Below are 13274 nucleotides of genomic sequence, written 5' to 3' on the forward strand. Positions count from 1 at the left end.
CGGCGCACGCTGGCTCTTTGAGCCCGACACCAACCCGGTAGCCAGGCTGGCGCGAGGTGCAGGAACCGCAATGGTCCCCGCCTCGCCCGGCCAGAGGATCCGCATCGGGCGGCGCAACGCGCGCGCCGGCGAAACCGAGCAGTTCCTTGCAACGCTGGTGCGCGCACGGCGCGCCATCGCAGATGCCGCGCGAGGCAGGACCGACCTTTCCTGCGCCGCAGCCATGCCCCACGATCTCGATGTCTGGGCCGAGACGATCGACTTCGTGCTCGGCGCCGGCGCAACCGGAAAGGACCTGAAAGATCTCTCGGCGATGGCTCGCGCACGCGCCCCCCAGCGCCACGCCGCGATCGGCTGCAAACAAGGCCTCGGCAGGCTGCTCACCGCGCTCGCTCAGGGCCTGCCGATCAGCCTGTCGACGCCGGCGAGCCGTGTGACATGGGCCGGCCGCGACATCGGAGTCGAGACCAGCGCAGGGCGCATCGCGGCGCGCGCCATCATTGTCACGGTGTCGACCAACGTGCTGACCTCGGACAACATCCGCTTCACGCCCGAACTGCCGAAGCGTCAGCTCGATGCCGCCGCACGGCTGTCGCTCGGCAGCTACGATCGCATCGCGCTATGGTTGCCCGACAATCCGTTCGGGCTCGGCCCCGGCGAGACCATGATCGAGCAGAGCAGCGACGGAAGGACCGCGCTTCTCACGGCGGGCGCGGCCGGATCGTCGCTGTGCACGATCGATATCGCTGGCAGCTTCGGCCGCGATCTCTCCGCGCAAGGCGAGGCTGCGATGGTCGCCTTCGCCAAGGAATGGCTGACGAAACTGTTCGGCAGCGACGCGGCGGCGGGCGTGCAACAGTCCGCGGCGACCCGCTGGAACGCAGCGGCCCATGTGCTCGGCGCCATGTCGGCGGCGGAGGTCGGCGGGCAGCCGTCGCGCAAAATCCTGGTCGAGCCGCTCGGCAACCTGTTCTTCGCCGGCGAGGCCACGCACGAGACGCTGTGGGGCAGCGTCGACGGCGCATGGGAGAGCGGCGAGCGCGCAGCCGATGCCGCGCTGCGCAAGATAGGTGGGCTCAAAGAACCTGAACAGCCATCGGCGGCAACGCGCAAACCGTCGCGGCATCACAGGCGGTCGCCGTCGCGGCATCCGCAGGACGCCTTCGGCTTTCCGCTGCCCAGATGACGCGACCGAAAGCGCTGATCTCGTGGTCGTCGGGCAAGGACAGCGCCTTTGCGCTGCATGAAATCCGCCGCGCGGGGGCATTCGACGTCGTCGGCGCGCTGACCACGATCAATGAAACCTTCGCTCGCGTTTCGATCCACGGCGTGCGCGAGGACGTTCTGCACGCTCAACTGGCAGCCGCAGGACTGCCGGCGAACATGGTGCCGATCCCCCATCCCTGCCCGAACGATGTCTATGAAGAGCGGATGGCGGCGGCGATGGCGGACGCAAAGCGTGCCGGCATCACGCAGGTCATCTTCGGCGATCTGTTTCTCGCGGACATCCGCGCCTATCGCGAGCAGAAGCTCGCCGGCACCGGCTTGACGCCGGTCTTTCCGCTGTGGGGCCGGCCGACCGCGGCGCTTGCGCGCGAGATGATCGCAAGCGGGTTCGAGGCGCGTCTCGTCACGGTCGACCGGACGAAGCTCGAACCCTCGTTTGCCGGCCGCAGCTTCGATCAGGCGTTGCTGGCGGACCTTCCGGCCGGAATCGACCCGTGCGGAGAGAACGGCGAATTCCACACCTGCGTCGTCGCGGCACCTGTATTTGCGCAGCGAATCGAGGTCGTCTCCGGCGATGTCGTCGAGCGCGACGGGTTCGCCTATTGCGATCTGTTGCCGGCGTAGCCGCGAGGCATTTCCGTCGCCATAGATTTAGCCCCGCAAGCTCCCGCCGGTTTTCTTCGTGACTTCGGCGACGATCTTCGCGGTCACCGCGTCGATCTCCTGATCGGTCAACGTCTTGTCTCGCGGCTGCAGCGTCACCGCGATGGCGATCGACTTCTTGTTCGCCTCGATGCCCTTGCCTTCGTAGATATCGAACACGGTGACGCCGTCGATCAGTTTCTTGTCCACGCCTTGCGCCGCGCGCACGATGTCGGCGGCTTTCACGCCGCGATCGACGATGAAGGCGAAGTCGCGCGACACCGGCTGGAACGCCGGCAGATCCAGCACGGGCTTGGCGCGCGTCGCCTTCTGCTTGCCTTCCGGAACGCGCTCGAGGATCACCTCGAACGCCATCACCGGGCCGTCGGCCTTCAATGCTTCGAGCACGCGCGGATGCAACTCGCCGAAATAGCCGAGCACATTCTGCGGCCCGATCTGGATCGCGGCCGAACGTCCGGGATGCAGCCATGCCGGAAAGTTTTTCGACTCGCCGTTGCCTGCGATCTGCAAAGCCTGCATCGGCGCGCCGACGGCGGCGAGCGCCGCGAACGCATCGGCCTTGGCGTCAAGCGCATCCGCCGCGGCCGAGCCCGACCAGTGCCGCCCGATCCCTGCGGACGACGCAATGCCGCGGCGGACGCCGGCGGCGGCGGTGAACTGATCCTGCGGACGGTCGCCGCGGAAGATCTGCCCGACCTCGAACAGCGCCACATCCGGGAAGCCGCGGTCGGCGTTGGCCTGCGCGATGGCGACGAGGCCCGGCAGCAGGCTGGGCCGCATGTCGGAGAGATCGGACGCGATCGGATTGGCGAGCGCCAGTTCCTTGCTGCCGCCGCCGAACAGTTCGGCCTGCGATTTCGCGATGAACGACCAGTTGACGGCTTCGACCATGCCGCGCGCCGCCAGTGCACGCCGGGCCTTTCGCGTGCGCGACTGGATCGGCGTCAGGACGGGCTTGCGTGCCGCGTCGCCCCGATCGAACGGCGTCATCGGAACCTTGTCGACGCCGACGATGCGCACGATCTCCTCGACGATGTCGGCCTTGCCGTGAACGTCGGTGCGCCAGGTCGGAATCGCGACCTTCACCACCGGACCGTTGCCGGCCACCATGAAGCCGAGACGGCCGAGAATGCGGCGCATCTCGGGCAACGGCACCTCAATCGCCGCGAGACGCCTTGTTTCAGTCAACGGAAAATCGATCACCCGGTCGTCAGGCAACGCCTGGCCGGCGACGATAATCTCCGAGGGCGTGCCGCCGCACGATTCCATCACCAGCCGGGTCGCCATCTCGAGCCCCGGCACCATGAAGGCGGGATCGACGCCGCGCTCGAAACGATAGCGCGCGTCGGAATTGATGCCGAGCTTGCGGCCGGTCTGCGCGATGTTGATCTCGCTCCACAGAGCCGATTCGATCAGCACGTCTGTCGTGCCCTCGTCGCAGCCGGATTCCTCGCCGCCCATGATGCCGGCGAGCGATTCGACGCCCTTGTCGTCGGCAATGACGCAGACGCTTGGGTCGAGCGTGTAGGTGCGGCCGTCGAGCGCCAGGAGCGTTTCACCCGCGCGAGCGCGGCGCACCGCAAGATTGCCGTGCACTTTATTCGCGTCGAACACATGCAGCGGCCGGCCGCGATCGTAGGTCATGAAGTTGGTGATATCGACCAGCGTGTTGATCGGACGCAGACCGATCGAGGTCAGACGCTTTTGCAGCCACTCCGGCGAGGGGCCGTTCCTCACCCCGCGAACCAGCCGCAGCGCGAAGCCGGGGCACAGCGCGGCATCCTCAACAATAACCTTCACCGGGCAGGGAAATTCGCCCTTGACCGGCTTGATGGTCGGATTTTTGAGACTGCCCATGTCGGCGGCGGACAGGTCGCGCGCGATGCCATGCACGCCGGTGCAGTCCTGCCGGTTCGGCGTCAGGTTGATCTCGATCACGGGATCGCCGAGGCCGGCCCATTCCGCATAACCGGTGCCGACCGGCGCATCAGCCGGCAGTTCGATGATGCCGTCGTGGTCGTCGGAGATTTCAAGCTCGGCCGCCGAGCACAGCATGCCACGGCTCTCGACGCCGCGAATGGTGCCGACCCCGAGCGTGATGTCCTTGCCGGGAATGTAGGTGCCCGGCGGCGCGAACACGCTGACAAGGCCCTCGCGCGCGTTCGGCGCGCCGCACACCACCTGGATATAAGCGGGCTCGCCCTTGTCGTTGGTCTCGCCGGTATCGACCATGCACACCCTGAGACGATCCGCGTTCGGGTGCTGCGCGGCGGAGACCACGCGCGCGACGGTGTAGGGCGCCAGCGCCTTCGACTTGTCCGCGACGTGCTCGACCTCGAGCCCGATCATGGTCAGCTTGTCGGCGAGGTTGTCCAGCGGCTCGTCGGTGTCGAGATGGTCTTTCAGCCAGGAGAGGGTGAATTTCATGGCTTCTTTTCGCCCTCATGTTCAATCAGCACCGTCGACGAAACTTTAGACCACTTATAGCCTTTCTCGCCCGTGGCCTCGCCGACCCACGAATAGGGTTGCGTCGTCTCTTCGACTAAAAGTTCAATGCCTTCTTCGATTTTTGTTTCACCGCCGTTTTCGTCAGCAAGCATATCTCGGATAGTTCGACGATAACCGAGCAGCTTACCCTGTCGATACGACGTGTCCTGCCTTGATTCATGCAAAGCTACGTAGGCGCCGTACGTCAAACTTTTTTGAACATTGCTTTCCGCAACTACCCAAGAACCCGTTCGAAATTTTCCTGCAGTATCTTCCGTGACGCCACGCGCACTTTTGCAAACAAAATGATATCCCTCGACAAATTCATCACTTGAGTGAGCCGAAGTGGATGTTATCCCGCGTGGCTTTGCCGGCGGTTTCCTTTTTTCTAGGTCGAGGTCGCACATTTCAACCAAGTCAGACACGCCCTTTTTTACGGCGTTCTCGCGAATAACTTCGACTTCTTTCTTGTTTTTGGCAGCCAGCTTTTCTGGTGTCCACGGGTGCAACTGTTTTGTCATTAGACTGAGAGCCCGCCCGCCAGCGTCGGGATCTCGAGCGGTCTGAAGCCGTAATGATTGAGCCAGCGCACGTCGCCTTCGAACAACTGCCGCAGATCGGCGATGCCGTATTTCAGCATGGCGATGCGGTCGATCCCCATGCCCCAGGCGAAGCCCTGATAGACCTCGGGGTCGATGCCGCACAGCCTCAAGACGTTCGGATGCACCATTCCGCAGCCGAGAATCTCCAGCCAGTCCTCGCCCTCGCCGAAGCGGATCTCGTGCTTGTCGCGGCGGCACTGGATATCGACTTCCAGCGACGGCTCGGTGAACGGGAAGAACGACGGGCGGAAGCGCATGTTGACGTTGTCGACCTCGAAGAACGCCTTGCAGAATTCGTGCAGGATCCATTTGAGGTGACCGAGATGCGACGACTTGTCGATCACCAGCCCCTCGACCTGGTGGAACATCGGCGTGTGGGTCTGGTCACTGTCGCTGCGATAGGTGCGGCCGGGACAGATGACGCGGATCGGCGGCTTCTGGCTGAGCATGGTGCGCACCTGCACCGGAGAGGTGTGCGTTCTCAACAAAAGCCGCGAGCCGTCTTCCTTCGGATTGAAATAGAACGTGTCGTGCATCTCCCGCGCCGGATGGCCCTCGGGAAAATTCAGCCGCGTGAAGTTGTAGTCGTCGGTTTCGATATCGGGTCCTTCGGCGACCGCAAAGCCCATGTCGGCGAAGATGGTGGTGACCTCGTCCCACACCTGGCTCAGCGGATGGATGCGGCCGGCCTCCGCTGGCGTTTCGCGCAAGGGCAGCGTGACGTCGATGGTTTCCGAGGCGAGGCGGGCATCGAGCGCCGCAGTCTTCAGCACCTCGCGGCGCGCGGCCAGCGCCTGGGTCACCGCGTCCTTGGCGAGGTTGATCTTCGCGCCCTCGGTCTTGCGCTCGTCGGGCGACATCTTGCCGAGGGTCGCGAGCAGCGCGGAGATCGAGCCCTTCTTGCCGAGCGAAGCGACGCGCACCGCCTCCAGCGCGGCCTCGTCGGTGGCGGCTGCGATGTCGGTGAGGATTTGGGATTGCAGATTTTCGAGATTGGACATGAGCGAGCCTGCGACGTTCCGATTGAGCACAAAGTGTTGCCACGACGGAGACGCGCTCCCTCTCCCGTGGGGAGAGGGCTGGGGTGAGGGGCTTAGGCCTCGCGCTCGAAAGAACCCCCTCACCCGGCGCTACGCGCCGACCTCTCCCCGGCGGGGAGAGGTTAGGAAAACCGCCAGGGCCAGCGATATCAGGCCGCCAGCGCGGCCTTGGCCTTCTCGGCAATCGCCTGGAACGCCGCCGGCTCGTGAATAGCGAGGTCCGACAGCACCTTGCGGTCAACGGTGATGCCCGACTTCGACAGCCCGTCGATAAAGCGGCTGTAGGTCATGCCGAACGGCCGCACGGCGGCGTTGAGGCGCTGAATCCAGAGCGCGCGGAAGGTGCGTTTCTTGCGCTTGCGGTCGCGGAAGGCGTACTGGCCGGCCTTGTCGGCGGCCGCCTTGGCGGCGCGAATGGTGTTCTTCCGGCGGCCGGAAAAGCCCTTGGTGACCTTGTAGACTTTCTTGTGCTTGGCATGAGCCGTCACACCGCGCTTGACGCGAGCCATGACTGAACTCCTCTCAAAATCAACGGGTTGATGCGGGATGCCGCGTAGCCGCGGCGAACGGAGGTCAGGCGTTGGGCAAGAAGTATTTCTTGATGTTGTCGCCGTCGGCCTTGAACAGCACGCGAGTACCGCGAAGCTGACGAATCTGCTTCTTGGTCCGCTTGATCATGCCGTGGCGCTTGCCGCGCTGGGCGTGCTTGACCTTCCCGGTAGCCGTGATCTTGAAGCGCTTTTTCGCGCCCGATTTGGTCTTCAGCTTGGGCATTTGGCTCTCCTGTCGCCACGACGAAATCCGCCCGGATAGGGCGGCCAGGTGGCTGAAATTGCTCGCTATTGAGCATGATCTTATCCGAAAACCGGTTTCCGCTTTGCGCGGGCGCGGCCCTTCGGGTCGGGATCATGCTTTTAGAGCGTTGAAAGTACTCGGCTATTCCCGTATTTCCGAAAGAAAATCCCGAGAAAATCCGGCACGGTCGTCGCCACGGCAGCCCTTGAATCAGCCGGGCGACGAAGAAAAGGCTTATGGCAGAGGACGGTCGGATTGGCAACGGGAAAGGACCGCGAAGGCGTGGTCCCGGGCGCCGAGCGATCTCGCAAACCGTTTCCGCAAAAAAAAACTCGTCATGCCCGGGCTAAAGCGCGAAGCGCGTCTTCGCGCAGATGGCCCGGACATCATCTTGAAGGATGGATTGCCGGATCAAGTCCGGCAATGACGTGCGATATTCGAGACCTCCCGCTCAGCGCGGGGCCAGCACCATGACGACCTGGCGGCCCTCGAACTTGGCGTCCTGCTCGACCTTGGCGAAGGCCGCGACGTCGGCCTTCACCTTGTCGAGCAGCTTGGTGCCGATCTCCTGGTGGGCCATTTCGCGGCCCCGGTAGCGAAGCGTGATCTTGACCTTGTCGCCCTCCTCGAAGAACCGCTGCATCGCCTTCATTTTCACGTCGTAGTCGTGATCGTCGATCATCGGACGGAGCTTGATCTCCTTGATCTCGACGATCTTCTGTTTCTTGCGCGCTTCGGCGGCTTTCTTCTGGGCCTGAAACTTGTATTTCCCGTAGTCCATGATCTTGCAGACGGGAGGGCTGCTGTTCGGCGCGATTTCCACGAGGTCCATGCCGGCTTCCATGGCCATCTTGATCGCGGCGATCGTTTCCACGGTACCTTTGTTGGTGCCGTCCTGGTCGATCAGTTGAATCTGGGCATTGCGGATTTCATCGTTGGTGCGCGGTCCGTCTTTCGCGACGGGCATTGGCGCTCTACTGGGACGGCGAATGGGTGGTTCTCCAATGTTGTGAAAGAAGCGCCTATTTTGAAGGAATAAGCGGCTGCGGGCAAGCGGCGGGATCGGCGCGCGGGCAAAACGGTCGAATGCGAGGTATTTTGGTCACGGCGATCGATCTCCGGGGGCAAAACCCCGGCAACCGCCACTCGTTCCCCGCCAGGGCCGGCATTCGTCGGCAAACCAGAAACCACGACGACAGCAAACGGGACGGACACCATGACCAACGGGGCGGCGGCACAGTTCATCGAGGTCGGTGGGGGCGAGGCGAAGCGGCCCATCGCCGTGCGCGCGCGGGACGGCGATTCTCCGGGCCTGTTCTGGCTCGGCGGCTTCAAGTCCGACATGGCGGGCACCAAGGCGCTCGCGCTCGACGCGTGGGCGGCCGAACGCGGCCGAGCCTGCGTGCGGTTCGATTACTCCGGCCACGGGATCAGCGGCGGTGAATTCACCGACGGCACCATCGGTCGCTGGCTGGAGGAGAGCCTTGCGGTGTTCGATGCCTTCTGTGAAGGCCCGCAAATCGTGGTCGGCTCATCGATGGGCGGCTGGATCGCGCTGTTACTGGCGCGTGCGATCTCGCGGCGGGCATCGTCTCGCGCCACGCTGGCGGGCCTCGTGCTGATCGCGCCGGCGCCAGACTTCACCGAGGAACTGATGTGGAAAGCCTTCCCACCGGAGGTCAGGCACGCCATCGAGACCGAGGGCGCCTGGCTGAAGCCGTCGGATTACGGCGATCCCTACCCGATCACGCGCAAGCTGATCGAGGATGGCCGCAACCATCTGCTGCTCGGCAGCTCCATTTCGACCGGCTGCCCGGTGCGCATCCTGCAAGGCGCGCAGGACGCCGACGTCCCATGGCGGCATGCCTTCGCGCTGACCGAACGGCTGCCGAGCGACGACGTGGTGCTGACCATGATCCGGGACGGCGATCATCGGCTGTCGCGCCCGCAGGATATCGCGCGCATTCTGGCGGCGGTGGCGGAGTTTTAGAGCGGTCCTAACTCTGGACGCCGCGGCAGCGGCGATCCGAGATCCGGCCGATCATTCACTTGCGCGTCACGACGAGTTTGGCGGAGCCTTCGTTGTTGCGGTAGAACACGTCGTACAGTTTGGGAACGCCCAGCACCGCATCGTTGACGAAGATGAAAAGCTCGCCGCTCCGCGTCGGCCGGATCACCGTCTCGATCTTGCCGTCCTCGGGATCGGGATCGAGGAAGACTTCCTCGCCGCCGGTCGCGCCGTAGCGCAACACCAGGCGGAACCACGGCCGCGTCAGTTCGCGGCGCAGCGGCACGCCAAGCATCAGCGCCGCGCGTTGCCACCAGCTCGGCGGATCGGTCGTGTAGAATCCGCCGAGCGGCGAAGGGATGCCGCCGTCGCGGAACGGCTCGGTGGTCTCGACCTGAATCAGGTAGCGAGCGCCGAAACCGTCCACCGCGATGCCGGTGCCGGCGCAGAACTGCGAGGTTTTGAAATCGAACGTCGCCTGCTTGCCGCGCGCGAGTCCCTGCGCCGCCGGACTTTCATCGCAGGCCAAACCGTAGATGTCCTGCGCATTGTAGGCGAGATGGCTGGCGAAGGTGACGCCGAGATAGATGAACGATACAGCGAAGAACGCCGGCGCCCAGCGGCGCTTCAACTGCCGGTGAAACCAGACATAGGGCCGGCTGGCGCGCAGAAGGTAGATCCAGTTGGTCGGCAAGCCTGTCGGCGCCGTCGGCGTCTTCTGCCAGATCGCATTCATGCGGTCGGTGATCCGGGTCGAGAGAACGACTCCCCACAGCGCCAGCAAACTAGCAAGCCCAAGCAAGACAGCGAATTGCACCGGGCTGCGCGCATAGCCGTTGATCCAGGTCTGCGCGAAGCCGGGAAGGAACCCACCGACGACGCGGATGATGTCCGACATCCAGCGAAACCTGCTGGTGTATTCGTCCGAAGGCGGCAGCGAGCGCGCCAGCGGATAGAGCAACAGCCAAGCCGTGGCGCCGACGGTCGCGAAATAGACCAGCCGACGCTTCCAGACCTCGTTCCAGACATGCTCCTGCGTTTCGGTACGCGCGAGCGCGCCGGCGCTGCTTTCGAAGCCGTATTGATCCGGCGTCAGCACAAGGCCGTCCTCGGTCACGACGTCATAGGTCTTCGGCAGCCCGACCGGCGCATAGCTTTGCGAACGGCTGGCGATGCGCTTGAACGCGCTGGCATGCACCTTCGGGCGTTCGATGACGACCTCGTCTTTCCTGGAAAAGCGATAGTCGCAGAGCTCGGCCAGCTTGCGCGGCCCGTAGCGATAGTAACTGCCGAGTCCCTTGCGCGGATCGTAGAGCCGGCCGTCCTTGTCGCACATCGAGATCGCATTCTTGAACGGATCGGGATCGGCGGTCGGCTGACGCTGATCGGATTTGAACCGCAAGCCGCAGCGTTGTGCCTCCGTCATCATCCAGACCAGCGGGATATAGGCCAGCGCATCGTCGGGATAGCCGCCGCCGACATTGGAATGAACGCCAGCGAACCACACCTGGCTGATCTGCTCGTCGGCGATATAGCGCTTGCCGTCGTCGCGCGGCGTCAACCTCGTCGCGCCGCGCTCGTCCCACAGTTCCGGATGGAACGTGGTGCGCGGCTCGTCGAGCGACAGCGCCTGGCAGGCGCGCTTGACGCGCGAGCAGTCGAGCGTGTGGTTGGGCAACTCCAGCGGCCAGATCCATCTGCTGACGCCGCGCGTCATCTCGTCGAGCGGCAGTCCGTAGGCGGCGACGGTGTCCCACACGCCGATGAAGCGGATTTGATCCACCTGGCGGTTGTCGCGCTTGTCGTAATCCTTGGGCAGAAAAAGATCGCGGATGAACCGAAAGGCATCCTCGATGCGCAGAAACGTATGGAAACGCTCGCGGCGATATTGACGATACGCGGCCTTGGCCTTTCGCGTCAGTTCGGCCTCGCTGTCGGCGTCGACAAGGCCCTGATTGAGGATCAGCCCCATCACCACGCGGATCGTGAAGGCGCCGCGACTGAAGCCGAAGCCGAACAGCTCGTCGCTGTCATCGCGCCAGTTGCGGCAGGCGAACTTGTACAGGTCGATGACGTTGCGCTTCAATCCGAAGCCGAACGCGCCGCCGAGGATGGCGAGCGGCTTGAACGACGAAGTGCCGACCCCGTCGTCGTAGAACGCCACCTGATCCGACCCCGACAGATCGAGCGCTTCGAACGTGCGCCAGACATTGGTGCGCCAGACCTTTGCCGCCGAGTTTCCGGTGCCGTCGGACAGCAGAACGATTTTTCGGCCCATGCCACCCCCGAAGACAACGTCGCGCGACGTTGATTCGCTTTTTATTCAAAACGTAAAACGCCCATGACGGGCGTCGTTTTGATCAGCGCATTCGATTTGCGGCGAAATTCGGGCTTGCCTGTTGAAACAAAAAAACTGGCGACGGTTCGACACCGTCGCCAGTTCTATTTTTCGTTGCCGGATCGACCGGCCGTCACAGGAAGTTGGTGACGGCTCTCGTCGAGGACATCATCGCGTTGCTGAACCCTTCCCGGATGTTATCCAGCAATTGGGAGAACGTAGAGCGACCGCCGTTCGCATTCTTGCGTCGTGTCTCTTCGAGCCGCTGCATGCTCAGCGGCGCAGCCTCCGAAGCGACGGTATCGTGAGCTTCGTCCGCGACGACTGCGAAATCCTGCCCGACTTCTTCTGCGCCCGACTGGACCATGGTTTCGTAGAACTCACGGATGGAAGCGCTCATTTCCCTTGCGTAGGTGACGACCTTGAACGGCTTGCCCGCGAGATCGAGGATCGGGTTGTACAGGGCCTGGATCCAGATCTCCTTGCCGTTCTTGCCGATACGCTTGTACTCGATCGACTGCGCCTCGCCGCGATTGAGCTTGGCCCAGAATTCGCGATACGCGCCGCCTTGCCGCTCCGACGGTGCAGCGAACATGCCGTCATGCTTGCCCTTCACTTCGCCGAGCGCGTAGCCCATCGTCTTAAGGAAGTTTTCGTTGGCGCTGATGATCGTGCCGTCCAGGTTGAATGCGGCCACCGCCTGAGAGCGGTCGAGCGCGGCAATCCGGCCCGCATTTTCCAGCGCCTCGATCTTTTGCGCTGTGATGTCGGTTGCGAGCTCGATGACCTTGGTCGGTTTTCCCTTCGAATTCAGCACCGGGTTGTAGGATGCCTGCATCCAGACCACCTTGCCGTCCTTGCCGATCCGCTTGTATTCGGCCGTCTGCGACTCGCCGCGATTGAGCTTGGCCCAGAAGTCGCGATAGGCGGCGCTGGAGCGTTCGCCGGCTTCCACGAACATGCTGTGGTGCTTGCCCTGGACTTCCCGTGCGAAGGCATAGCCAAGCGTTTTCAGGTAATTGTCGTTGGCGGTCATGACCGTGCCGTCCATGCCGAATTCGACAACCGCCTGCGCTTTTCCGATGGCTGCGATCTGGCCCTCAAGGTCGGCCATCCGCAATTTCTGCCTGGTGACGTCGGTCGCGAACGTGACGACCTTGAAGGGCTTGCCGCTCTCGTCGGCGATCGGGTTGAAGGTCGCCTGAAACCAGACTTCCTGCCCGCTCTTGCCGATGCGCTTCAATTCGGCCGACTGGGGCTCGCCGCGATTGAGCTTGGCCCAGAAGTCGCGGTATGCGGCGCCAGCCCGCTCCAACGGCTCCACGAACAGGCCGTCATGCTTGCCCTGCACTTCGCCGAGCGCATAACCCAACGCGCTGAGGAAGTTCTTGTTCGCTGTGACGATCGTGCCGTCCAGTTTGAATTCGACCACCGCCTGCGAGCGTTCGACGGCGGCAACCTGACCCGCATGGTCGAGGGCCTCGATCTTTTGGGCGGTGATATCGGCCGCGAGCTCAATAACCTTTGTCGGTTTTCCCCTCGAATTCAGCACCGGAATATAGGAAGCCCGAACCCAGACCTCCTCTCCGTACTTGTCGATACGCTTGTAGTCGGCCGTTTGCGACTCGCCCTGATTCAGCCTGGCCCAGAATTCGCGGTACGCGGCGCCGGTGCGCTCGTCGGCGTCCACGAACATGCTGTGGTGCTTGCCCCGAATCTCGGCGAGCGAGTAGCCGAGGATGTTGAGAAAGTTCTCATTGGCGGTGATGATCGTTCCATCAAGACCAAGTTCGGTGACGGCCTGAGTTTTGCTGATCGCTGCAGCTTTCGCGGCATTTTCTTTTGCGATCGACCATTTTTTGAAGAAAAACATTGATCCTCCCCAGGAGTTAGATCCAAGAACACGGAGCTCACGACTCGCGGGCGTAAGCTTGGTTTACCGATCATGAAGGGGGGCGGTTAAAGCGAGGTTAATGAGGTTCGTAGATTTCCTATAAGCGGACCTCGGGCTCCAGCTGGCAGCGGCCCTTTCCGGCACGCATCGAGCACGAAGGTCGCGGAAATTGCATCAGTTTCCGCCAAATAGAACCGGCCGCGGCCAGGCCGGTGCGACA

At 63.3% G+C, this 13274-nt stretch carries 12 protein-coding genes (1 of these 12 only partly in view); 4 read left to right on the forward strand and 8 right to left on the reverse strand.

The features are described from left to right. Together BGN91_RS03310 and BGN91_RS03315 are read left to right on the forward strand one after the other, a co-directional pair. Positions 1 to 1186: the 3' portion of an FAD-dependent oxidoreductase gene (locus tag BGN91_RS03310; RefSeq protein ID WP_292610526.1), read on the forward strand. 194 nt of this gene lie to the left of the window's left edge; the window shows 1186 of its 1380 coding nt (coding positions 195–1380); its start codon lies off the left edge, out of view; the stop codon is at positions 1184 to 1186. Further along, positions 1183 to 1851 (forward strand): adenine nucleotide alpha hydrolase, encoded by a 669-nt coding sequence (locus BGN91_RS03315; protein ID WP_292610527.1) that lies wholly within the window; start codon positions 1183 to 1185, stop codon positions 1849 to 1851. Before BGN91_RS03310 ends, BGN91_RS03315 begins: the two co-directional genes overlap by 4 nt. A 27-nt stretch (positions 1852 to 1878) precedes the next feature. On the opposite strand, the gene pheT is transcribed toward BGN91_RS03315, so the two are convergent. The 5 genes from pheT to rpmI form a co-directional block, all read right to left on the reverse strand. Continuing rightward, entirely contained in the window at positions 1879 to 4317 is a 2439-nt protein-coding gene (gene pheT, locus BGN91_RS03320) for a phenylalanine--tRNA ligase subunit beta (protein ID WP_292610528.1), read from the reverse strand. After that, positions 4314 to 4898, reverse strand: coding sequence for a hypothetical protein (locus BGN91_RS03325; RefSeq protein ID WP_292610530.1), 585 nt, complete (start codon positions 4896 to 4898; stop codon positions 4314 to 4316). The genes pheT and BGN91_RS03325 overlap by 4 nt, the downstream gene beginning before the upstream one ends. Then, entirely contained in the window at positions 4898 to 5980 is a 1083-nt protein-coding gene (pheS, locus tag BGN91_RS03330) for a phenylalanine--tRNA ligase subunit alpha (protein WP_292610532.1), read from the reverse strand. Before pheS ends, BGN91_RS03325 begins: the two co-directional genes overlap by 1 nt. Positions 5981 to 6168: 188 nt before the next feature. Beyond that, positions 6169 to 6528 (reverse strand): 50S ribosomal protein L20, encoded by a 360-nt coding sequence (gene rplT / locus BGN91_RS03335; protein WP_292610534.1) that lies wholly within the window; start codon positions 6526 to 6528, stop codon positions 6169 to 6171. 64 nt (positions 6529 to 6592) lie between these two features. Next, the gene (gene rpmI / locus BGN91_RS03340) at positions 6593 to 6793 is read right to left on the reverse strand and encodes a 50S ribosomal protein L35 (RefSeq protein ID WP_292610536.1); all 201 of its coding nucleotides are present in this window, start codon (positions 6791 to 6793) and stop codon (positions 6593 to 6595) included. Between the two features lie 58 nt (positions 6794 to 6851). Between rpmI and BGN91_RS03345 the strand changes: the two genes are divergently transcribed. Continuing rightward, the gene (locus tag BGN91_RS03345; protein ID WP_292610538.1) at positions 6852 to 7241 is read left to right on the forward strand and encodes a hypothetical protein; all 390 of its coding nucleotides are present in this window, start codon (positions 6852 to 6854) and stop codon (positions 7239 to 7241) included. 24 nt (positions 7242 to 7265) lie between these two features. On the opposite strand, the gene infC is transcribed toward BGN91_RS03345, so the two are convergent. Beyond that, entirely contained in the window at positions 7266 to 7805 is a 540-nt protein-coding gene (infC, locus tag BGN91_RS03350; RefSeq protein WP_292610556.1) for a translation initiation factor IF-3, read from the reverse strand. Between the two features lie 225 nt (positions 7806 to 8030). Here infC and BGN91_RS03355 point away from each other — a divergent pair, with 225 nt between their 5' ends. Further along, positions 8031 to 8804 carry an alpha/beta hydrolase gene (locus BGN91_RS03355; protein WP_292610540.1) on the forward strand — a complete coding sequence of 258 codons (774 nt, stop codon included), beginning with the start codon at positions 8031 to 8033 and terminating at the stop codon, positions 8802 to 8804. A 55-nt stretch (positions 8805 to 8859) separates the two neighbouring features. Here BGN91_RS03355 and BGN91_RS03360 read toward each other — a convergent pair whose 3' ends face one another. After that, positions 8860 to 11100, reverse strand: coding sequence for a DUF2235 domain-containing protein (locus BGN91_RS03360; RefSeq protein WP_292610541.1), 2241 nt, complete (start codon positions 11098 to 11100; stop codon positions 8860 to 8862). A 193-nt stretch (positions 11101 to 11293) separates the two neighbouring features. Further along, a complete protein-coding gene (locus BGN91_RS03365) occupies positions 11294 to 13033 on the reverse strand; it encodes a PAS domain-containing protein (RefSeq protein ID WP_292610543.1) in 1740 nt (579 codons plus the stop codon). Positions 13034 to 13274: the final 241 nt, after the last annotated feature.

Origin of the sequence: Nitrobacter sp. 62-13, assembly GCF_001896955.1 — a bacterium.
Classification (GTDB): Bacteria; Pseudomonadota; Alphaproteobacteria; order Rhizobiales; family Xanthobacteraceae; genus Nitrobacter.